The following is a 20,402-nucleotide window of genomic DNA, read 5'->3' as shown; positions in this document are numbered from 1 at the left end:
ACCGCCCCCGCCCCGGTGTCAGTCGCGGGGCCAGGGCCGTCCGTCGAGCTGTTCGATGGAGAGGTTCAGCCGGCTGAGGGAGGCGGCGAGCTGTTCCGCCTCCTCGGGGGTCCAGTCCGCGAGGACCTTCGCGAGGCCCGCCACGTTCCGGGACCGGTCGCTGTCGAGGCGGCGCTCCCCCTCCTCGGTGATGGCGAACTTGCGGGCGATCCCGCCGTCCGGGTCCGCGATGCGCTCGACGACCCCGGCCCGCTGCATCGCGGCGGTCTGCCGGTTGAGCGTGGAGGCGTCCAGGCCGAAGGCGTCCCCGAGCTGCCCGATGGACATCGGGCCCTCCGCCTGGATGCGGCTCAGCAGGATGTAGGCGGAGCGGTCGAGCCGCCACTCCACGCGCGGGGTGAGCAGGTGCATGTACCGGCCGAGGAGCATGGTCTCGCGTTCGATCCGGTCGATGGGCTTGTCCACGCGCTCTTCCGCTCTTCCTTCGGTGACCTGCGCCTCTCACGATAGATGTGCACTGTACACACGATATGCATGATGCACATTACGTGTATCTTGCATGGTCGGACATCCGAAACGACCGCCCGGCCCGCGAGGGCACGAAGGACACGAGGAGCAGTACCCGTGGAGAGTTCACCCCCCGCACCCCGCCCGGGAGGCGTGGTCGGCATCCTGGCCTTCGCCGGCATCGTGGCGGCGCTCACCCAGACCCTGGTGGTGCCGCTGATCGCGGAGCTGCCGAAGATGTTCGACACCTCCGCGTCGAACGCCTCCTGGGTGATCACCGCCACCCTGCTGGCCGCCGCCGTGGCCACACCCGTCGCCGGCCGGCTCGGCGACATGTACGGCAAGCGGCGCATGCTGCTGCTCTCGCTGGCCCCGCTGATCCTCGGCTCGGTGGTCTGTGCCCTGTCCTCGTCGGTGGTCCCGATGATCGCCGGTCGCGGGCTCCAGGGCCTCGGCATGGGCGTCGTCCCGCTCGGCATCAGCCTGCTGCGCGACGTGGTGCCGGCCGAGAAGCTCGGCCCGTCCATCGCGATCATGAGCGCGTCGATGGGGGTGGGCGGCGCGCTGGGCCTGCCGTTCGCCGCCGCCGTCGCGGAGAACACGAGCTGGCGGGTGCTGTTCTGGGTGGTCGCCGTGCTGGCCCTCGCGGTCGGCGCGCTGATCCTGGCCCTGGTCCCCGGGGACCGCCCGGCCACCCGGTCCGGCTCCTTCGACCTGCTCGGGGCGGTCGGCCTCGGCGCGGCGCTCGTCTGCCTGCTGCTCGCCGTCTCCAAGGGCGCCGACTGGGGCTGGACCGACGGCACCACGCTCTCCCTGTTCGCCGCCGTCGCCGTGCTGCTGCCCGCCTGGGGCCGCTGGGAGCTGCGCCGGAGCGACCCGCTGGTCGATCTCCGGGTCACCGTCCGCCCCCAGGTCCTGATGACCAACACGGCCTCGGTCCTGGTCGGCTTCGCGATGTACGCCCAGTCCCTCGTCGTGCCCCAGCTGCTCCAACTGCCCGAGGCCACCGGGTACGGCCTGGGGCAGTCGATGCTCGCGATGGGGCTGTGGATGGCCCCGGCGGGGCTGATGATGATGGCGATGTCCCCGGTCGGCGCGAAGCTGTCCGCCGCCAAGGGCCCCAAGGTCACCCTGGCCGTGGGCAGCCTGCTCATCGCCGCCGGCTACGGCCTGTCCGTCCCCCTGATCGGCTCCGGCTCCCCGTGGAGCCTGCTGGTCGTCACCCTGGTCTGCAACTCGGGCGTCGGCTTCGCGTACGGGGCGATGCCCGCGCTCATCATGGGTGCGGTGCCGCAGTCCGAGACCGCGTCGGCCAACAGCTTCAACGCCCTGATGCGCTCGATCGGCACGTCGTTCGCGGCGGCGGTGATCGGGGTGGTCCTCTCCCGGATGACCACGGACTTCGGCGGCTTCCCGCTGCCCTCCGAGAACGGCTTCCGGGCCGCGATGCTGATCGGCTGCGGGGTCGGCCTCGCGGCGGCCGTGGTCGCCGCCCTCATCCCCGTACGCCCGGCGGCCGGACTCCCCGGCCCCGCCGCCGTCTCCGAACCGGCGGCCGGCGCGGCGAAGGCGTCCCGGTCCACGGCCTGACCGCCCACCGGACACACGACGGCCCGGGGCCCCGCGGTGCGAACCGCGGGGCCCCGGGCCGGACTTCGTACGACGCCGGTACCGATGCGGCTACCGCTGCCGGTGCGGGTGCACCGCCGCACCGGGCGTCGTACGGCTCGGTACGGGCCCGCGTCAGCGCACCGGCCGCAGCAGCCGCCGGGACCTCGCCGTGGCCACCAGCTCCTCGACCGTGGCGAGCTTCACCCGCGGCCGGCCCGTCGCCCGCCCGCGCTCGCGTTCCGCCCGGTCGATCGCCGCCAGGCCGCGGGCGTCCACGACGCGGCGGTTGCGCTGCCGGACCAGGCGGCGGAACGCCTTGGCGTCGCCCGCCGGGGCGGGCAGCCTCCCGGCGACCGCGTCGGCCAGGAGCGTGCCGACCGTCTCGGCCGCGCAGGTGCGGTTGGCGCCGATCCCGCCGGAGGGCCCCCGCTTGATCCAGCCGACCACATAGCTGCCGGGCATCCCGGCGATCCGGCCGCCCTCGTGCGGGACGGTTCCCTTCGCCTCGTCGAACGGCAGCCCGGCGACCGGGAGGCCCCGGTAGCCGATGGCCCGCAGCAGCAGCCCGGCGGAGAGGTCCGCCGTGCCGTCCCCGCCGCCGTCCGTGACGCGTACGGAGCGCACGCCGCCGTCGCCGTCGCCGTCGCCGTCGCCCAGGATCTCCACCGCCTCGGAGTGGAAGCGCAGCACGATACGCCGGGCGGAGTCCCCGGAGGCCGTGGCGGCCGAGGCGTCCGTCCGCACCCGGGCGAGACCCCGCAGGTCCCCGGCCCGGTCGCCCGGACCGGCCGCGTCGATCGCCGCCGCCGTCCGGGGATCATGGTCGTCCACCACCAGCTCCACACCCGACAGGTGCTTCAGCGCGAGGAGTTCGGAGCGGGTGTACGCCGCGTCCTCGGGGCCCCGCCGCCCCAGCACCACCACCTCCCGCACCCGGCTCGCCCGCAACGCGTCCAGCGCGTGGGCGGCGATGTCGGTGGCCGCCAGCGCCTCCGGGTCGGCGACCAGGATGCGGGCGACGTCGAGGGCCACGTTGCCGTTGCCCACCACGACGACCCGCTCGGCGGAGAGGTCCAGCCCCTGCGCGACGGCCTCCGGGTGGGCGTTGTACCAGGCGACGAACGCCGTGGCCGACAGGCAGCCGGGCCGCTCCTCCCCCGGCACGCCGAGCCGCTTGTCCGTGGAGGCCCCGACCGCGTAGACCACCGCGTCGTGGTGGGCGGACAGCTCCTCGGCGGTGACGTCCCGGCCCACCTCGATGCCCAGGTGCATCCGGACCCGGGGGTGGGAGTGGAAGCGGGAGAAGGTGTCGCCGACCTTCTTCGTCGCGGGGTGGTCGGGGGCCACCCCGTACCGGACCAGCCCGCCCGCCACCGGCAGCCGGTCGATCAGGGTCACCTCGGCGGCCGTGTGCAGCAGCAGGTCCTGTGCCGCGTACATCCCGGCGGGCCCGGTGCCGACGACCGCCACCCGCAGCGGCCCGAAGTCGGACGGCAGGGACCGTTCGAAGACCGGCTCGCCCCAGACGTGGAAGTTCGGCCCCTCCACCTCCGCCGCGGGCGGTTCCGCGTCCGCGTAGTAGGCGGCGTTGATCTCCGCGTACTCCTGCTGTCCGCCGGTCAGCGAGTCCACCGGGAAGATGGCGTCCACCGGGCAGGCGTCCGCGCAGGCCCCGCAGTCGATGCACGCCCGGGGGTCGATGTGCAGCATCTCGGTGGAGCCGAAGGCGCGTTCCTCCGGCGTCGGGTGGATGCAGTTGACCGGGCACACGGCCACGCAGGTGGCGTCGTTGCAGCAGGTCTGGGTGATGGCGTAGGTCATGTCCCGGCTCAGATCAGGTTCGCGCGCTTGTAGAACGCGAGGGCGGGCTTGGTGAGCAGGCGGGCGGAGGCCAGGAAGTCCATCAGCCCCGAACAGCTCGACCGCATCATCGACTTGTGGTGCTCGTTGGCCTTCGCGGCGGCCAGCGCCCGCTTCCGGTCGAGCCCGGCCCGCCGGTAGACCTTCGGGTTCACCATGCTGGTCACGATGAAGTACGAGGCGACGGCGACGACGAACGCGTTGATCTGCCGCCGCGCCCACCCCGCCCCCTCCAGCCGCTTGAGGGTCTCGTCCCGGGCGAACTTCATGTGGCGGGACTCCTCCACCACGTGGATGTTGTTGATGGTGCGGACGAACGGCACGACCCGCTCGTCGCGCATCCAGTCCCGCTGCATCACGTCGAGCACCTCCTCGGCCACCAGGATCGCCGCGTACGCCGCCTCGCCGAACGCCAGCGTCTTGAACGCCCGGCCCAGCTCCATCACCGCGCGCCGCGGGCGGTAGTGGGGGGCGCCGAGCTTCCGCGCGCCGCGCGCGAACATGATCGAGTGGCGGCACTCCTCGGCTATCTCGGTGAGCGCCCACTGGAACTCCGCGCCCGCCGGGTCCTTCATGTAGATGTCCCGCAGCACCATCTGCTGAAGGATCATCTCGAACCAGATGCCCGTGCTGGCGACCGACGCCGCTTCCTGCCGGGTCAGCTCCTTGCGCTGCGCCTCGGTCATCTCTCCCCAGTACGCGGTCCCGTAGAGGCTGCACCACTCCGGGCTCGCGCCGTGGAAGTCCTTGTCCAGCGGGGTGTCCCAGTCCACCTCGGTGGCCGGGTCGTACGCCAGCTGCGCGGCCGAGTCGAGCAGCCGCCGTGCGACGTCGTCGCCCTCCGGGCTCTCCTGGACCTTCGACGGAACAGTGCTGCCGGCCATGCTGCGGCTCCTTGGGTCGAGTGCGGTGATCCTTGGTCGTGACGAGGGCGTACGTCGGCGAACCCGTGGGGTACGGGGGCCGCGCGGGATCACTGGAGCCGGGGCGACGGCCCGCACCGCCGCCCGCCCATGCCGGAGTCGGCACCGGCCGGGGCCCCACCCGCTTGTTAGACGCAAGGTATAACAAGGACCCCGGGTCGGCCTACCCCCTGGTAGAAATCAGCCCGGATACTCACCGCATCTCCTTGCCGCACAAGGGAAGTTCACGCCCCGCGCCACTCCGGCCCCAGGGCTCGCACCGCGGCCCCCGGCTCAGCGGACGGGCCCCCGGCAGGCCCGTCCGACGACCGCCGCCGTCAGCCCGTCGAGCTGTTCGCGGAGTTGGGCGACCCGCCGCAGGGCCTCCGCGTCGTCGGCGGTCGGCAGCCGCCGAACGAGGTCGTGGGCCTGCTCCCGTACCCGCCGGGCCAGTTCGGCGACCGCGTCGGCCGAGGGGGCGGGGGGCGCGGGCCGTCGCGGAGGGGTTCTCCCGGCGGGGCGCCCGGGGGCCCGCACGGGCGTCGCGGGGGGTCGCACGGCGGGCACGGCGACGGGCCGTACGGCGGGCGTCGCGGTGGACCGCACGGCGGGCACGGCGACGGGCCGTACGGCGGGCGTCGCGGCGGGGCGTACGGCGGGCGTCGCGGCGGGGCCCGCGCACAGGCGGCGGCGGTGGGCGGCCTGGCGGCACTCCTCCCCGCAGAATCTGCGGGGAGCGCCGGTGACCGGGGCGGCGGCCAGCCCGCGCCCGCAGAACTCGCAGACGCGCCGCACGGGCGTACGCGTCTCCCCGCCCCTCACCAGGACGACCCGTCGCGGTCGCCCGCGCCCGACGTCTCCGCGACGAGGGCTTCCCGGGTGGCGGGTCCGTAGACGCCGGGCTCGTCGTCCACCCCCCGTATCCACTGGAACCGGTACACGGCGTCGGCCAGCTCGTCGTCGTACACCCCGTCGTAGGGGCCGTGGTAGACGCGCACCTGATCCAGCCGCCGTTGGAGTTCGGCCACGACGGGCCCCGTGCTGCCGACCGACAGCCGGGGCGGCGCCTCCGGCTCCCGGGAGGGCCGCGCGGGCGGCGGGGCGGGGGTCGGGGAGGCCGAGGGGGCCCGGGCGGCCTCGCTCGGCGTCGCGCTCGGGCTCGGCGTGGGGGCGGCGGACGGGGTCGCCACGGGGGTGGGCGTGGCGGAGGCGGAGGCGGTCGCGGTCGCGGTGGGCGACGGGACCAGGTCGGGGGCCACGGAGCTCTCGACGGCGGGCGGCGTCGCCGGGGCCGCCGGCGGGGGCCCCTCGACGGTGACGACCCGGTCGGCCTCCTGGGCGCCGGCGAACCCGTACAGCACGGCCGCCGAGGCGGCGCAGACCACCATGCCGCACACGGCGAGCCACCCGAAGGTGCGGCGGCGGGCGCGGCGGCGCGTCTCCTGCGGGGCGGTGGCACGGGGTACCGGTACGGGGCCCGGCTCCTCCTCGGGGCAGGGCCCGGGCGGTCCCGTGTCCGGCGCGGCGGGCCGGGCCGGGGGCTCCGCGAAGAGGCTGAGCACCTCCTGGTCGACGGTGGCGTCGGCTCCGTCCGGAGGAGCGAGGTACCCGAACACGGGGCTCGCCTCGAAACAGACGGCGCCCCGCCTCGGCGCGTCCGCACTTCCCTGCGGGCCGGTCCGCGAGTGCTGCCGGGAAGTCATGGTCCTGTGGCCTCCGTTGTGGTGGTCGTCACGCCCCGGGTATGTCGCGGGGCGGGGCACGGGCGGCGGATCTGCGCTCCGTCCGCCCGTGCGGGGCGACGCCGACGCGCCGCCCCGCACGGGGGGCCGCTCACCCGGTCCGGCGCGTCACGCGCGGCGGCGGCGCGTCATGAAGGCGATGGCCGCGCCTGCGGCGATCACCAGGGCGGCGGCGCCGGCGATCATCCCCGTCGAACCGGCGCCGGTGAGGGCGAGGTCGCCTTCCTTCTCGGGCTCCGGAGCGGGCTCCGACGGCTCGGCGGACGGCTCCGACGGCTCGGCGGAGGGGGTCTCCTCACCGGGCTCGGACGGGGTGCCCGGCTCCTCGGGCGTGCCGGGGGCCTCCGGCTCCTCCGGCGTTCCGGGCTCCTCCGGGGTGGCGGGGGGCGTCGGCGTGGACGGGGCCTCCGGCTCCTCCGGCTTCTCCGGCCCACCCGGCTCGCCCGGCTCGCAGGAGAAGGGCGGAGTGCCGTTCCAGGGGTAGTTGTGGCTCTCGTTCCCCGAGCCCCGGGTGGTCAGATCCCCTCCGACGTACAGCCGGCCGTTGGTGCTCGCGGTGATGTCCGCGGAGGCCGCGGGGGCGAGAACGGACCCCATGAAGTTGCCTCCGCCGCCCAGGGTCAGCGACGTGGAATCCTCGAAGTTGTAAAGAATTCGTGAAGCAGCTTCACCGAATTTCGACGAGCTGTAGACGTCGACCCGGTCGTTGTCGAAGCCGACGGCCATCGGGGAAATCTTCACGGGCTGGGAGCCGGTGACATTGACGACGACGGACGATCCGGCCGGCAGGGACTCGAAGGTGAAGGTCGAGGCGTCGTTGATGTCGGCGGCGGAGATCTCGAAGACCTGGAGCCCGCCCTTCCCGGCGCCCCGGAAGGTGACCGAGCCGCCCTTCGCCTCGGTCTTCCCGGTGGGCTCCAGCGCCCCCAGGCGCGCCGACTCCTTGGTGATCGTGGCGCCGGAGCCGGCGTGCGGCTTCAGCGCGGCGTCCTTGCCGAGCCCGTCGGGACTCTGGCCGCCGTTCGTCTCCAGACCGCCCTGGACGTCGAGCTTGCCGCCCACGCGGACCGAACCGCCGTAGCGCGGGCCGGAGGTGAGGCCGTGTCCGACGTCGAGGGTCACCCCCTTGGCGACCGACAGGTTCCCTCCCACGGCGAGCATCACGTCGCCGGAGGCGGGGATGATCCCCGAGCCCATGCCGACCCGCCCGACGTTGAAGACCCCGCCGCTCTTGGCGAACGTGGCGTTCCCCCCGACGAGGAGCAGCCCCTCGGCCTCCGCCGAGCCGCCTTCGGCGGTGTAGTCGCCACCGGCGAAGAGGGCGACGCCGCCGTCCGTGAACGTCGGGTTGTGGCCGAGGCCGGGCATTTCTCCGGGAGCGGGGCACGAATCAGATCTGCCCGCCTTTCCCGTGGCGAATGCAGGGGTGGCCGAAACGATGGTTCCGGCACCGATGAGACCGAGCGAAAGAGCCAATGCGGCTGTTATGCCGGTACTTTTGAATGTAAGTTCTCGCTTGCGCACAGCGGTGACGATAGCAGCGGAGATCACCCGCAAAAAGGGGCGTCACCACGTTCCCGGAAGTGCCCATTCCGAGAAATTGCTAACGCTGTCTCAGCGCATGGTTAAGGGAGTTATAAGCCGTACGGAGAAAGGGTCCGGAACGGTGGCCCCGGGGGGCGTCCGGGCCGGTCCCACGGCTTCGGGGTCCGCCGGCCGCCCGTACGGCTCCGCCCCCCTCCCCCATTCCGCCGGGAGACGGGGTTAACGCTGCCGAGTCCGGATCGTTACGGACGCGACCGGGCGGTGCCGCAGCGGCTCCCCGGCCGCGCGCCGCCCCGGAGCGTCCGGCTCCCGGCGCCCGTCCACCGCCTCTCGCGACGACCGCCCCGGCGCCGCCGCGGGGCCTGGCCCCCGGTCCGCGATCCCGGCCAGGGGGGGTCACTGCCCCTCGATCCCGGCCGGGGGGGGTCACTGCCCCTCGATCTCGACCAGCGGCGGGTGCTCGTGCCAGCTGCAGAAGACGCTGATCTCGCGGTCGCCCTGGGTGAAGGTCACCCGGATCCAGAGCGGGTGCTTCCAGACCTGCATCCGCCACCCCGCGTTGGGGGCCGCCGAGACCAGTTCCGCGTAGTCCCGCTTCATGTCGAAGGCGACCCGGCCGCCGTCGACGGCGTACCCCTTCACCTCGCCGGTCCCCTCCGTGGGCCGGTCGTCCGAGCCGCCCGCCGCCCCGTCCGGCTCCGGCGAGGGGGAGGCGGCGCCGCGGGACGGTGTCGGGTACGCCCCGATGCTCGGCGTGGGGCCCGGCGAAGGCTTCTCCGCGGGCTCGCCGCTCCCGCCCGTCGGCGTCGGCCGGGCGGTCGCCTTCCCGGCGTCCGGCCGGTGCGTGGGGGCCGGCCCGGAGTCCTCCCGCCGCTTTTCCTCCACCTGCGTCTCCGTCAGGGCTATCGGGGACGGCGGCGGATAGGCGGTGGCCGCCATCACCGTATGCACGCCCCACCACGACACCATGCCCGCCGCCGTCGTGGACAGCGTCCAGGCAATTCCCTGCTTCAGTAGTCGTCGCATCCTGATCCATGGTCGCCGGGGGTTCTTCGCCGAAGGCGCTGCAAATCGTTTCATTGAATAGCGTACGGTTCCGTTCATGGCTAGTGTGCTCCTGGTCGAGGACGACCACTTCGTACGCGCTGCCCTCATTAGGCACCTCACCGACGCCTCCCACAGCGTGCGGAGTGTGGGCACCGCACTGGAGGCGTTGCGTGAGATCTCCCAACTCCATTTCGATGTGGTGATACTCGACCTGGGGCTGCCCGACCTCGACGGCGGCAAAGCCCTGAAGATGCTCCGCGGCATCGCCGACGTCCCCGTCATCATCGCGACCGCCCGGGACGACGAGGCGGGCATCGTCCGGCTGCTCAACGACGGCGCCGACGACTACCTGACCAAGCCGTTCTCGGCCGAGCACCTCACCGCCCGCATCGCCGCCGTCCTCCGGCGCTCCGGCGCGGGCGCGGGCGGCCGGAGAGCCGCCGCACCGCCGCCCCAGGTGATCAGCGTCGGCGGGATATCCGTCGATCCGACGCGCCGGGCCGCCTCCCTCGACGGCAGGGAACTCGACCTGACGCGACGCGAGTTCGACCTGCTGGCCTACCTCGCCGAACGCCCCGGCCGGGTCGTCTCGCGCAAGGACCTGCTGGCCGAGGTCTGGAACCAGCCCTACGGGGCCGACAAGACCGTGGACGTCCACCTCTCCTGGCTGCGCCGGAAGCTGGGCGAGTCCGCCGCCAGCCCGCGCTACCTGCACACCTACCGGGGCGTCGGCGTGAAGCTGGAACCCCCGCGGTGAGATGGGCGCTGATCAAGGTCTGCCTGGCCGTGACCGGCATGGTCGTCCTCGCCTTCGCCGTGCCGCTCGCCCTGGTCGTCAAGGAGATGGCGTCGGACCGGGCGTTCTCCCAGGCCGAACGGCAGGCGAACGCGCTCGGCCCGACGCTCTCCATCACCACCGACCGTGAACAGCTGCTCCAGGCCGTCCTGTCCACCGAGGCGGGCGCGGACGGGCGCATGGCCGTCCACCTCCCCGCCTCCAAGGGCGGCGGGGAGGTGGAGATGGGCCGGGTGCGGACCGACCACGAGGCGGTGGAGATCGCCCGGGAGCTCAAGCACGCCGGGGTCACGGCGGTGCCCGGCGGCTCGGCGTTCCTCCAGCCCTTCGCCCTGGGGTCCGGGAAGATCTGCATCGTGGAGGTCTTCGTACCGGAGGCCGAGGTCGGCCGCGGGGTCGCCTTCGCCTGGCTGGTGCTGGCCGGTGTCGGCGCCGCCCTGGTCACCGGCTCGGTGCTGGTCGCGGACCGCCTCGGCGTACGGATGACCCGGCCGGCCGAGCGGCTGGCCGGCGCGGCCCAGCAGCTCGGCCGGGGAAGCCTGGAGGTCCGGGTGCCGGAGGAGGGCCCCGGGGAGCTGCGACGGGCTGCCGAGGCGTTCAACGCCATGGCCGACCAGGTGGTCGAACTCCTGGCCAACGAAAGGGAGCTGGCCGCCGACCTCTCCCACCGCCTGCGCACCCCGCTGACCGTGCTGCGGCTCAACGCCGCCTCCCTCGGGGAGGGGACCGCCGCCGACCAGACCCGTTCCGCCGTCGCCCACCTGGAGCGCGAGGTGGACACCATCATCCGCGCGGCGCGCGAGGCCAAGCCGAGGACGGCCGGGCCGCTCCTGGGCGCGGGGTGCGACGCGTCCGAGGTCATCCGCGAGCGCATGAACTTCTGGGCGGCCCTCGGTGAGGACGAGGGGCGTGCCATCGACGTCGCGGGGGCCGAGGAGCCGGTGTACGTCCCCGTGCCGCGGGCCGACATGGTGGCCGCTCTCGACGCGCTGCTGGGCAACATCTTCCAGCACACCCCGGAGGGGACCGCCTTCTCGCTGGACATGCACCGCAGCCAGGACGCGGTGATCATCCTCGTCTCGGACGCCGGGCCGGGCATCGCGGACCCGGAGGCCGCGCTGGCCCGGGGCAACGACGGTGGGCGGGACGGTTCGACGGGGCTGGGGCTGGACATCGTGCGGCAGATGGCGGAGTCCACCGGCGGCGACGTCCGGATCGGCCGCTCCGTGTACGGCGGCGCGGAGGTCCGGGTCTGGATCCAGCTCAACGCGGGGCCCGGGGAGCAGTCCCGCCGCCGCGACCGCAGATCGTCCCGGCGTCGCGGCCGACCGGGCGTCACGTCGAGCTGAGCACCGGGGGCCCGCGGCCGGAAACCCGTACGCGGGGGCCCGTACAGGGTTTTCCGCCCACGGCCTCCCCCGCCCCGGCGGCCGACCGGACGGACGAGCCGAGGGGCGTACGGGCCGACGGGCATACGGGCGTACGGATCGAGGGGCGTACGGGCGTACGGGCACGGGCCGAGGGGACGTACGGGCATACGGGCCGCGGGGTGAGGGGACGTACGGGCGGCGGGGCGTACGGCGTACAGGCACGGGCCGAAGGGGGCACGGGCCGCGGGACGTACAGGCGCAGGCGCAGGCGCTGACGGGCGCAACCGTCGTCGGACGGGTCAGGACGCCCGCCCGGACCCCTCCGCGGTGGGCCACAGCACGACGCGGGCGCCGAGCGGTTCGGCCGCCGCCCCCGCAGCACGGCCGGAGGGACGGCCGGAGCCGTGACCGCTGCCGTGACGGGCTCCGGACGCGCGCACGGTCCCGGCCCACCGGGCAGAGACGGGCACGGTCGCAGGGAGCGGGTCGAGCCCGGCGCCGGTCCCCGGCCCGGCCGCCGGACCCCGTTCGGGCCCGCCGCCCGTGCTCGTCCCGCCCCCCGGCTCCCCCCAGGCCGCCGACCCCGTTCCGGTCGTCGTCCAGGCCGCCGTACCCGTCGTCGTACGTCCGTCGTGCCCCGCCTCGGACGACGCGTGGCGGGCACGGCGGCGACGCCGTCCCGAGGGCGGCCCCCCGACCGCGGCCACCTGCGTGTCCGGGTGGGGCAGCCCCTCCGCCGTGCCGGCCGCCGAGCGGACCGGCAGCTCGATCACGTACACACCGCCCCCCGCGCCCGGCGCCTCATACCACTGCACGGCCCCGCCGTGGACGCCCACGACCCCGGAGACGATCGACTGGTGGACCGGGTCGCCGCCGACGTACGGCCCCCGCACCTCGATGCGCACGGCCTCGCCGCTCCGGACCACCGCGACCGTCGTCAGGGCCTCCTCCTCCGGGCCGGCCGAGACCCGGCCCTCCGGGAGGGCGACGTCGGTGAGGAGGTGGGAGAGGGCCACGGCCAGCCGCTCGGGGTCCACCTCCGCCCGGACCGCCGGGCTGCGCAGGGCGAACCGCGCCCGCTCGGGCCCGAGCAGCTCCGTGGACCGGCGCACGCCCTCGCGCACGACGTCGCCGACGTCCACCGGCTGCCGCCGCAGCTCCACCGCGCCGGAGGCGAGCCGTTGGTGGTCGAGCACGTCGTCCAGCACGGCGGCCATCCGCGTGTACCCGGTGGCGAGCCGGTCGAGCAGCCGCCCGGCCTCCGGCCACAGCCGGCCGGCGTCGTCGGCGGCCAGGGTCATGAGTTCGGAGCGCAGCTCCTCCAGGTGCCCGCGCCGCGCACCGTCCACCGCGGCGGTCAGGCTCCGGTGGCGCTCGGCCAGACCCTCGTACCGCTGCTCGTGGCGGCGCAGCTCGGCCCCGTGGCGCTGGGCCTGGGCGGTGAGTTCGGCCGCGTGCCGGTGCGCGAGCCGCTGCTCGGGGCCCCGGTCGCGGAAGGTGAGGACGGCGCCGGCCACCTGGTCCCCTTCCCGGACCGGTACCACGGTCAGGTCGACGAGGAGCCGGTCTCCTTCGCGGTCCCACAGGGTCTGCCCCCGGACGCTGTTCGTCCGTCCGGTGCGCAGGGTGTCGGCGAGCGGCGACTCCGCGAACGGGAACGGTTCGCCGTCCGCGCGGGAGTGCAGGACGAGCGGGTGGAGCTCCTGGCCGCCCAGCTCGCTCGCCCGGTGGCCGAGCATCCGGGCGGCGGCCGGGTTGACCAGCACGATCCGGCCTTCGGCGTCGGTGCCGACGACGCCCTCGGCCACGGCCCGCAGCACGGCCTTCGTCTGCCGCCGGGCTTCCGCGAGTTCGGCCTCGGCGTCCAGTGCGCCGGTGAGGTCCCGGACGACGAGCATGAGCAGGTGGCCCGGGGCGTCCCGGCCGTACGGACCGGAGTCCGGTATGCCCGCGTCCGGTACGCCGGTGACGGAGACCTCGGCGGGGAACGCGGAGCCGTCGGTGCGCCGGGCGCTCATCCGCCGCGCCCCGGCGCGCATCCACGCGCCGGTCCCCTCGGGGCTCGGAGCGGGGCGGTCGGCGGGGCCCGGGGCCTGCCGCCAGTCGAACTCCGGCAGCAGGTCCAGCAGTCCGCGCCCGACGACGGCCGTGCCGGGCGTTTCGAAGAGGGCCAGCGCCATGGCGTTGGCGTTGACGACCGTGCCGTTGTCGTCGACGAGCACGAGACCGTCGGGCAGCGCGTCGAGGACGGCGGCGGGACGGCCGATACCTGGCGGGGACGGGTGGTTCACGACGGCGCTCCCTGTCACGGGCTTCTCTCGCGTGGGCGCTGGGGCGCCACAGCCGGACGGCGAACTCAACCTAGACCCGGCGAACCCCGCCCCCGGCCCGGCCGGAGGGGCGCGGCCGATCTTTAGGGGTGCCTTAACGAGCCCCTGTGCCTGCCCTCACGTACCCCCTCGGCCCCGGGCCCGTACCGGGTCGGCGTCCGGCTGGTACGGGTACGCGCGCCGGGCCCGTACGGCACCCCGTACCGCGCCCTCGCGCCGGGTTCGGGAACGGCGGCGGCCCGCGCTCGGTTCGAGCGCGGGCCGCCGCCGGGGCTTCCGGGACCGTTCGGGGCCCCGGGGCGGGCCGGCTACCGGGGGTCCTGGGCGAACTTCGCGGTCGACCAGAAGTAGCCGAGCACCACGAGCCCGACGCTCCAGCCCACGGCGAGCCAGCCGTTGTGGCCGATCCCGCTGCCGAGCAGCAGCCCGCGCAGCGTCTCGATGGCCGGGGTGAAGGGCTGGTACTCGGCGATCGGCCGGAACCATCCCGGCATCGTCTCCACCGGGATGAACGCGCTGGACAGCATCGGGAGCAGGATCAGCGGCAGGGCGTTGTTGCTGGCCGCCTCGGCGTTCGGGCTGATCAGCCCCATGCCCACGGCGATCCAGGTGAGGGCGGCGGAGAAGAGGACGAGCAGCCCGAACGCGGCCAGCCACTCCAGGGCGGTGGCGTCCACGGACCGGAACCCGATGGCCACGGCGACCGCGCCGACCAGGACCACGCTCAGCACGCTCTGGAGCACGCTGCCGACGACGTGCCCGACGAGCACGGAACCGCGGTGGATCGCCATGGTGCGGAAGCGGGCGATGATGCCCTCGGTCATGTCGTTGGAGACGGAGACCGCGGTCCCGATCACCGTGGAGCCGATGGTGAGCATCAGCAGGCCCGGAACGATGTAGGCGATGTACGTGGAGCGGTCGGCCCCCTCGCCGCCGATGCCCGCGCTCATCACGTCGCCGAAGATGTAGACGAAAAGCAGCAGGAGCATGACAGGCGTGAGGAGCAGGTTCAGGGTGAGGGAGGGGTAGCGCCGGGCGTGCAGCAGGTTGCGGCGCAGCATCGTGGACGAGTCGCGGACGGCGAGGGAGAGGGAGCTCATCGGACAGCCTCCTTCGGCTGGTGGGTCGGGGCGGGCACGGGGGCGCCGGTGAGGGCGAAGAACACGTCGTCGAGGTCGGGGGTGTGCACGGTCAGCTCGTCGGCCTCGATGCCGGCCGCGTCGAGCCGGTCGAGGACGGAGCGCAGATCGCGCTGGCTGCCGTCGCTGGGGATCTGGAGCGACAGGGTCTCGTCGTCCCCGGCGCCGCCGCGCAGGGCGGTGGCGGCGGACCGGTAGGCGACGGGGTCGGTGAACCGCAGCCGGACGTGGCCGCCGGGCACGATCCGCTTCAGCTCGTCGGCGCTCCCCTCGGCCGCGATCCGCCCGCCGTGGAGGACGGCGATGCGGTCGGCCAACTCGTCGGCCTCCTCCAGGTACTGGGTGGTGAGGAAGACGGTGACGCCGTCGGAGACCAGCTCGCGGACGATCCCCCACATGGTGTGGCGCGAGCGCGGGTCCAGGCCCGTGGTCGGCTCGTCGAGGAAGATGATCCGCGGTCCGCCGACCAGCGTCATGGCGATGTCGAGGCGGCGCTTCATACCGCCGGAGTAGCCGGAGGCGGGCTTCTTCGCCGCCTCCACGAGGTCGAAACGCTCCAGCAGTTCGGCGGCGACCCGCCGCCCCTCGCGCCGGGACAGGTGGTGCAGGTCGGCCATGAGCAGCATGTTCTCCTCGCCGGTGATCAGACCGTCGACGGCGGAGAACTGGCCGGTGACGCCGATCGCGGCCCGCACGGCGTGCGGATCGGCGGCCAGGTCGTGGCCGCCGACGCGAAGGTCGCCGGCGTCGGCGGAGACGAGGGTGGAGAGGATCTTGACGGCGGTGGTCTTGCCCGCGCCGTTGGGGCCGAGCAGGGAGAAGACGGTGCCCTGCGGGACCGACAGGTCGATGCCGTCGAGCACGACCTTGTCGCCGTAGGACTTGCGCAGTCCGGTGGCGGCGATCGCCGGTGTCGCGACCTGGGCGGCACGCGGTGCGGGGGGCGGGGTGGCAGTCATGCGGAGTCCCTTTCACAGCGGTGGGCGCGGGCGGCCCGAGGGCAGGAGCGGATACGGACGACCCGGAACAGCGGGGGGCATGGGCAGCCCGGGGGCCGGGGCGGAGGCGGGCCGGAACAGCGGGGGGCGCGGGCGGCCCGGGGGCAGGGGTGGGGGCGGGCCGGCCCCAGGGCGTGCGGGGGCCGGGCCGGCCCGGTGGGAACGTGCGGGGTGAGTGGCGGTGCGGGCGGGGAGAGGCGGTGCGGGGCCCGGAGGTCAGGCGCGGCGGATGAGGATGTCGCCCGCCCCGGTCCGGGCGTGCACCTCGGCGGTCTCGTCGGAGTCCTCGGGGCCGGTGGCGGCGCCGAGGCCGTTGCGCACGGTGCCGTACTTGGGCTCCAGGTCGAGCCAGGCCGCCGTGCCCTCGTGGATGCCGACCTCGACGTCGCCGACGGAGGTGCGGAGGGTGACGCGGCCGCGGACCACGTCACCGACGCGGATGCGCCCGTTGGAGGTGGTCGCCTCCACCCCGGCGTGGGCGGTGCCGATCTCGATCCGGCCGTTGGCGGCCTTGGCGACGGTGCTGCCGTGGACGACGCCGACGGAGATGTCGCCGTTGGCCGCGTTGGCCTTCAGCTCTCCGAAGACCTCGTCGATCCCGGTCGCGCCGTTGCCGTTCTTGACGACGGCCGACCCGGCGACCGCACCGACCTCGACCCGGCCGGAGCCGGTGATCCCGGCGTCCCCGGTGGAGCGGTCCAGCCGGATGTCCCCGTGGTCGGTGGAGAGTTCGGCGCGGGCCGCCTCCTCCACCCGGAGGTCGCCCAGCGAGGTCTTGAGCCGCACGTCCCCGAGAGGCCCTTCGCAGGTGAAGCCGCCCAGGGCGGAGGCGCCCCGCACGTCGGACCCGGCGGGCAGCTCGATGCTCACCACGACGGAGCCCGGCCTGCCGAACAGGGACCGCTTCTTCGGGGTTCTGACGGTGAGGCGTCCGTCCGTGCAGGAGACCTCGGTCTGCTGCACGGCGCGTACGTCGTCCTTGTCGGCCCCGTCCGCCGGCAGCACCTCCACGATCGTGTCGGCGCGCTTGCCGGCGGTGATGCGGGCGGTGCCGGCGTCCAGCTCGATGACGGCGGAGATCGGCGCGGGGGTGGCGAAAGAAGGCATGGTCGTCCCGTCCTCGTGGCTCGTGGTGTGGGTGAGTGCTCGGTTACGTCGGCGGGATCGGGCGATCCGCCGGTGAAGGTGGTACGGAGAGGACCCGGGCCCTCCGGGGCCTAGCGGACCCAGCCGGTGTAGCCGCCGGAGCTCTTGGTCCGGCGCGGCGCGCCCGGCCGCTCGCCGCCGTCGAGGGCGAGGGAGACGGCCCGTACGAGCCAGGCGTTGACCGACAGGCCCTCGGCCGCCGCCGCCCCCTCGGCCCGGCCCTTGAGGTGGGCCGGGAGGCGGAGGTTGATCCGCACCATGGTCCCGTCGTCGGCCTCCCCGGCCGGGGGCGCGGCTACGACGGGGGCCGGGGCCGGCTCCCGCACCTCGGCCGCCGGCTCCGGAGCGGGCGGCGGCGTCACCACGAACTCGGGGTCGAGTCCGCGCAGCCGCACGTCCACCGAGCCGGGCGCCAGCTCCCGGGTGACCTCTCCCATGGCGGCGGAGAGCACGTTGAGAAGGGTCAGCCGGGCGGCGGATTCCAGGGGAACGCTGAGCCGCTCGGCCAGGGCGCGGGCTTCGTCTCCGCTGGCGTCCGCTGCGGCGGCGAGCTCCCGCCGGAGGTTGTCGACATAGGGGGTGAGGTCCATGGCTCAACTATGGCACATGAATGGCACCACGTCGAGCCACATTGGCACAGGTTTCTGAAGAACCTATCTGACCTGCCGCTTTACCGCCTACATCGCCACCACGGCACCACAAGAACCCCTCAACCACCCCGCGGTGGCACCAAACAAGCGCCACATGGCACCACGCGGCACCTGCGTGTGCCACCTGACGCCACTCCGGCGCCCCATGGCACCACCCCCCGCGTGGCGCACCCGCTGTCGCCGTAGGCCGAGGTACAGACGGAGAACGACCACGCCGCGCACCGGGCCGCACGGCCTCGCGCCCCCACCCACCGGAGCCCCATGCCCCCCACGCCCCCGCCGCAGAACCCCGGAAGCCCGCAGAACCCCCGAAACCCGCAGGACCGCCGGAGCCCGCAGAGCCCCGAGGCCGCCCGCCGGGCCGAAGACCCGCCGGCCTCCTGCCTGGCCCTCTGCTCCCACACCCACCTGTTCCCGGGCGTCCGCTGCCGCCTCCAGGGCCTGCACCGCCCGAAGGCGTTCGCCACCGCCCCGGAGCCCCTCGACCTCTACCTGCGGTTCTCCGACGGCACGGCCGCCGCGGCCGAACTCCGCACCGGTACCGCCACGACCCTCACCGTCGCCGCCCACACCACGGCGGCCGGCACTCCCCTCGACGAAAGCACCTGGAGCGTCAAGGGGATGGCCCTCCAGCAGGACGAGGTGGAGCTGACCATCGGAGCCCGGTCCCCCCTGCCTCCGCCCGGCACCCCCGGATGACGCGGCGACGCTCGCCGCCCGCGGGGCGGGACGCGAGGCCGAAGGGGCGCACAGCCGGCTCCCCCGGACAGACGAAAAGAAGGTCCCGCCCGGGTGAGGACCGGGCGGGACCGACTCCGACAGCGGCTGCTCCCGCTCCCGCTCCCGCGAGAGCGGTGCCGAACTCCGCGGAATGATGACCGTACGGATGGGCGCGGCCCCCCGGGGACGGTTCCGGGCCTCCCGGCCCTCGGCCCCCGGGGCGCTTCACTCGACCCAGCGACCGCCGTTCCGGCGACGCTCGGGAGGCGGTCCACCCGTGCCGGTCCGCTGCTCCTTGGGCTGTTTCGCGGCTTCGGGGACCTGCCCGTGGAAGTACACGAGCTTCCCCTGCCCCCGCGCCCCCAACCCGTGCTGGCCCTTCGCCGGTTGCTTCTTCCCCATGAGTCGGCCTCCTCGCGTGCATCGCGTCCAGGACCCTGGCGTTCGGAAGACAACGTTCCCCATCACCGTACTGCGGAGCCCGTGGCGCGGCGACCGGCGGACGCTCGCGCTGCGGCGCCGCGAAATCGGTGTGATGCTCACCACGTGCATATCTCTGAACTGACTTCCCAAATCCGTGCAGAACTGGGAAAGCCTCGGTCGTACCCGGCGATCACCTTGGTCATGCCGACCGACCCGGACTACCGGTTCAACGACAAGGACCGCATCCTGCTGCGCGACCTGGTGACGGAGGCCAAGCGCCGTCTGGCCGACGATCCGGACGTGGAGAGGGAGGCGCGGCTGCAGCTGAGGGACCGCCTGCTGGACCCCGACGCGATCGAGCGGGCCGCCGATCCGTCGCCCGAAGGCGACGCCATGGTGGTGTACGTGGCGGCGAACGAGCCGGTGCAGGTGTGGCGCGTGACGTCACCGCAGGAAGTCCGGCCGCGGGTGGAGTTCGCCCAGGAGTTCCTCGTGCGGTACCTGGTGGACGCCGAGCAGCGGTCCCGGCCGTACCTGGTGCTGGTCCTGGACCAGGAGACGTCCCGGCTCTACCGCGGGTCGGTCCGGAGGCTGACCGAGGTGACCGAGCACGGTTTCCCCGCCGCACCGCAGATCCCGTCGCCCGAGGACGCGATCCCGGGGCCGATCCCGAGCGCGGCCCCGTACCGGGGGCACGAGGAGCGGGTGGAGCAGTACCTGAAGGCGGTCGACGGGCACCTCGGCGAATACCTCGACGCGCACGGCCCGCTGCCGCTGTTCGTCATCGGAGGCACGAAGGTCCTCCCCGCGTTCGAGGGGCTCACCGCCCACGGCAGGCAGGTCGCCGGGACGCTCGCGCTGGCCGGCATGGGCAGCGCCTCCCCGCAGGACCTGGCGGAGCGGCTGCGGCCGGCCCTCGACGACTTCCACGCCCGGCAGACCGCCGAAGCGGTGTCGGAGCTCGATGAGGCGCGCGGGCAGGACAGGGTCGCGGACGGCCCGGAACAGGTGTGGACCGCGGTCGCGGACCGCCGCGTGCGGCGGCTGGTCCTGGAGGAGTCGCTGGTGCTCGCCGGCCGCATCGTCGGCGCGGGCCGCGAACTGGAGACCGTCCAGGTCCCCGACCCCGTGACCCTGCCGAACCCGGACCCCGACGTCCGGCCGTCCCCGCCCGGTGTCGCCACCGACATCGTGGAACGCCTGGTCGACGGCGCCGTGGCGGCGGAATCGGAGGTGCTGTTCGTCCCGGACGGCACCCTCCCCGACTCCGCCGGCGTGGCCGCGCTGCTGCGGTACTGAGACCCGCGCCCGCCCCCGGCGCGGCTGGCTCCCGCCGATGCCGCCGCATCCACGGCGACGACAGAAGCCCAGGTCAGACAAGACCTGACCTGGGCTTCTCGCTGAGCCCCCTGTCGGATTCGAACCGACGACCTGCTGTTTACAAGACAGCTGCTCTGGGCCGGACTGAGCTAAGGAGGCAATGCCGCACGCCGAAGACGCGCATCGGGACGCCACAACTCTACACAGCCCTGCTTCCCCATGAGCAGGCATATCGGGCGGCCGTAACCTCTCACTCACCTGTTCGTTGAACGCACTGCAGTGCCATCCGAATATCG

Annotated in this window: 18 protein-coding genes and 1 tRNA gene; 5 read left to right on the top strand and 14 right to left on the bottom strand. The window is 74.2% G+C overall.

The window, feature by feature from the left end:
• Positions 1 to 18 precede the first annotated feature (18 nt).
• Positions 19 to 465: a MarR family winged helix-turn-helix transcriptional regulator gene (locus ACH4K1_RS19835; protein WP_073771126.1), complete on the bottom strand. Its 447-nt coding sequence runs from the start codon at positions 463 to 465 to the stop codon at positions 19 to 21.
• Between the two features lie 159 nt (positions 466 to 624).
• Here ACH4K1_RS19835 and ACH4K1_RS19830 point away from each other — a divergent pair, with 159 nt between their 5' ends.
• Positions 625 to 2,097, top strand: a complete 1,473-nt coding sequence (locus ACH4K1_RS19830) for an MFS transporter (RefSeq protein ID WP_398090595.1) — start codon at positions 625 to 627, stop codon at positions 2,095 to 2,097.
• A gap of 153 nt (positions 2,098 to 2,250) precedes the next feature.
• On the opposite strand, the gene ACH4K1_RS19825 is transcribed toward ACH4K1_RS19830, so the two are convergent.
• From ACH4K1_RS19825 to ACH4K1_RS19800, 6 genes are all read right to left on the bottom strand, one after another.
• Positions 2,251 to 3,939 carry an FAD-dependent oxidoreductase gene (locus tag ACH4K1_RS19825; protein ID WP_398090594.1) on the bottom strand — a complete coding sequence of 563 codons (1,689 nt, stop codon included), beginning with the start codon at positions 3,937 to 3,939 and terminating at the stop codon, positions 2,251 to 2,253.
• Between the two features lie 8 nt (positions 3,940 to 3,947).
• On the bottom strand, positions 3,948 to 4,862 hold the full coding sequence (locus tag ACH4K1_RS19820) for a diiron oxygenase (RefSeq protein WP_398090593.1): 915 nt from the start codon (positions 4,860 to 4,862) through the stop codon (positions 3,948 to 3,950).
• A gap of 312 nt (positions 4,863 to 5,174) precedes the next feature.
• Positions 5,175 to 5,675, bottom strand: coding sequence for a hypothetical protein (locus tag ACH4K1_RS19815; protein WP_398090592.1), 501 nt, complete (start codon positions 5,673 to 5,675; stop codon positions 5,175 to 5,177).
• Positions 5,676 to 5,698: 23 nt separating this feature from the next.
• On the bottom strand, positions 5,699 to 6,496 hold the full coding sequence (locus ACH4K1_RS19810; RefSeq protein WP_398090591.1) for a peptidoglycan-binding protein: 798 nt from the start codon (positions 6,494 to 6,496) through the stop codon (positions 5,699 to 5,701).
• A gap of 234 nt (positions 6,497 to 6,730) precedes the next feature.
• Complete coding sequence (locus ACH4K1_RS19805; protein WP_398090590.1) at positions 6,731 to 7,990, bottom strand: choice-of-anchor A family protein; 1,260 nt, start codon at positions 7,988 to 7,990, stop codon at positions 6,731 to 6,733.
• A 603-nt stretch (positions 7,991 to 8,593) separates the two neighbouring features.
• Positions 8,594 to 9,193, bottom strand: coding sequence for a hypothetical protein (locus ACH4K1_RS19800; protein WP_398090589.1), 600 nt, complete (start codon positions 9,191 to 9,193; stop codon positions 8,594 to 8,596).
• 76 nt (positions 9,194 to 9,269) lie between these two features.
• Between ACH4K1_RS19800 and ACH4K1_RS19795 the strand changes: the two genes are divergently transcribed.
• Both ACH4K1_RS19795 and ACH4K1_RS19790 read left to right on the top strand, forming a co-directional pair.
• Complete coding sequence (locus ACH4K1_RS19795; protein WP_398090588.1) at positions 9,270 to 9,971, top strand: response regulator transcription factor; 702 nt, start codon at positions 9,270 to 9,272, stop codon at positions 9,969 to 9,971.
• Positions 9,968 to 11,359, top strand: coding sequence for an ATP-binding protein (locus tag ACH4K1_RS19790; protein WP_398090587.1), 1,392 nt, complete (start codon positions 9,968 to 9,970; stop codon positions 11,357 to 11,359). The genes ACH4K1_RS19795 and ACH4K1_RS19790 overlap by 4 nt, the downstream gene beginning before the upstream one ends.
• Positions 11,360 to 11,679: 320 nt before the next feature.
• Here the strand turns inward: ACH4K1_RS19790 and ACH4K1_RS19785 are convergent, their stop codons facing one another.
• The 5 genes from ACH4K1_RS19785 to ACH4K1_RS19765 all read right to left on the bottom strand — a co-directional run bounded on the left by ACH4K1_RS19785 (position 11,680) and on the right by ACH4K1_RS19765 (position 17,583).
• Positions 11,680 to 13,671, bottom strand: coding sequence for a PAS domain-containing protein (locus ACH4K1_RS19785; RefSeq protein WP_398090586.1), 1,992 nt, complete (start codon positions 13,669 to 13,671; stop codon positions 11,680 to 11,682).
• Between the two features lie 347 nt (positions 13,672 to 14,018).
• Entirely contained in the window at positions 14,019 to 14,810 is a 792-nt protein-coding gene (locus tag ACH4K1_RS19780; RefSeq protein ID WP_398090585.1) for an ABC transporter permease, read from the bottom strand.
• Positions 14,807 to 15,808: an ATP-binding cassette domain-containing protein gene (locus ACH4K1_RS19775; protein ID WP_398090584.1), complete on the bottom strand. Its 1,002-nt coding sequence runs from the start codon at positions 15,806 to 15,808 to the stop codon at positions 14,807 to 14,809. The genes ACH4K1_RS19780 and ACH4K1_RS19775 overlap by 4 nt, the downstream gene beginning before the upstream one ends.
• 255 nt (positions 15,809 to 16,063) lie before the next feature.
• Entirely contained in the window at positions 16,064 to 16,954 is an 891-nt protein-coding gene (locus ACH4K1_RS19770; RefSeq protein WP_398090583.1) for a DUF4097 family beta strand repeat-containing protein, read from the bottom strand.
• Between the two features lie 110 nt (positions 16,955 to 17,064).
• The gene (locus ACH4K1_RS19765) at positions 17,065 to 17,583 is read right to left on the bottom strand and encodes a hypothetical protein (RefSeq protein ID WP_398090582.1); all 519 of its coding nucleotides are present in this window, start codon (positions 17,581 to 17,583) and stop codon (positions 17,065 to 17,067) included.
• 321 nt (positions 17,584 to 17,904) lie between these two features.
• On the opposite strand from ACH4K1_RS19765, the gene ACH4K1_RS19760 reads away from it, so the two are divergent.
• Positions 17,905 to 18,342 carry a hypothetical protein gene (locus ACH4K1_RS19760; protein WP_398090581.1) on the top strand — a complete coding sequence of 146 codons (438 nt, stop codon included), beginning with the start codon at positions 17,905 to 17,907 and terminating at the stop codon, positions 18,340 to 18,342.
• A 246-nt stretch (positions 18,343 to 18,588) separates the two neighbouring features.
• On the opposite strand, the gene ACH4K1_RS19755 is transcribed toward ACH4K1_RS19760, so the two are convergent.
• Positions 18,589 to 18,765, bottom strand: a complete 177-nt coding sequence (locus ACH4K1_RS19755) for a hypothetical protein (RefSeq protein ID WP_398090580.1) — start codon at positions 18,763 to 18,765, stop codon at positions 18,589 to 18,591.
• 222 nt (positions 18,766 to 18,987) lie between these two features.
• Between ACH4K1_RS19755 and ACH4K1_RS19750 the strand changes: the two genes are divergently transcribed.
• Entirely contained in the window at positions 18,988 to 20,085 is a 1,098-nt protein-coding gene (locus tag ACH4K1_RS19750; RefSeq protein ID WP_398090579.1) for a hypothetical protein, read from the top strand.
• Positions 20,086 to 20,189: 104 nt separating this feature from the next.
• Here ACH4K1_RS19750 and ACH4K1_RS19745 read toward each other — a convergent pair.
• Positions 20,190 to 20,265, bottom strand: a tRNA-Thr gene (locus ACH4K1_RS19745).
• Between the last annotated feature and the right edge of the window lie 137 nt (positions 20,266 to 20,402).

This window comes from Streptomyces sp. NPDC017448 (assembly GCF_044330565.1).
In the GTDB taxonomy this organism is placed as follows: domain Bacteria; phylum Actinomycetota; class Actinomycetes; order Streptomycetales; family Streptomycetaceae; genus Streptomyces.
Note: the sequence above shows the minus strand (reverse complement) of the source record. Positions and strands in the feature narration are given on the sequence as shown.

Bases quoted from the DNA above. Each gene is read 5' to 3' on its own strand.
- ACH4K1_RS19825 (WP_398090594.1), bottom strand. From the start codon at position 3,939: ATGACCTACGCCATCACCCAGACCTGCTGCAACGACGCCACCTGCGTG.
- ACH4K1_RS19820 (WP_398090593.1), bottom strand. From the start codon at position 4,862: ATGGCCGGCAGCACTGTTCCGTCGAAGGTCCAGGAGAGCCCGGAGGGC.
- ACH4K1_RS19805 (WP_398090590.1), bottom strand. From the start codon at position 7,990: ATGCCCGGCCTCGGCCACAACCCGACGTTCACGGACGGCGGCGTCGCC.
- ACH4K1_RS19800 (WP_398090589.1), bottom strand. From the start codon at position 9,193: ATGCGACGACTACTGAAGCAGGGAATTGCCTGGACGCTGTCCACGACG.
- ACH4K1_RS19795 (WP_398090588.1), top strand. From the start codon at position 9,270: ATGGCTAGTGTGCTCCTGGTCGAGGACGACCACTTCGTACGCGCTGCC.
- ACH4K1_RS19780 (WP_398090585.1), bottom strand. From the start codon at position 14,810: ATGAGCTCCCTCTCCCTCGCCGTCCGCGACTCGTCCACGATGCTGCGC.
- ACH4K1_RS19775 (WP_398090584.1), bottom strand. From the start codon at position 15,808: ATGACTGCCACCCCGCCCCCCGCACCGCGTGCCGCCCAGGTCGCGACA.
- ACH4K1_RS19770 (WP_398090583.1), bottom strand. From the start codon at position 16,954: ATGCCTTCTTTCGCCACCCCCGCGCCGATCTCCGCCGTCATCGAGCTG.
- ACH4K1_RS19765 (WP_398090582.1), bottom strand. From the start codon at position 17,583: ATGGACCTCACCCCCTATGTCGACAACCTCCGGCGGGAGCTCGCCGCC.
- ACH4K1_RS19760 (WP_398090581.1), top strand. From the start codon at position 17,905: ATGCCCCCCACGCCCCCGCCGCAGAACCCCGGAAGCCCGCAGAACCCC.
- ACH4K1_RS19755 (WP_398090580.1), bottom strand. From the start codon at position 18,765: ATGGGGAAGAAGCAACCGGCGAAGGGCCAGCACGGGTTGGGGGCGCGG.
- ACH4K1_RS19750 (WP_398090579.1), top strand. From the start codon at position 18,988: ATGCCGACCGACCCGGACTACCGGTTCAACGACAAGGACCGCATCCTG.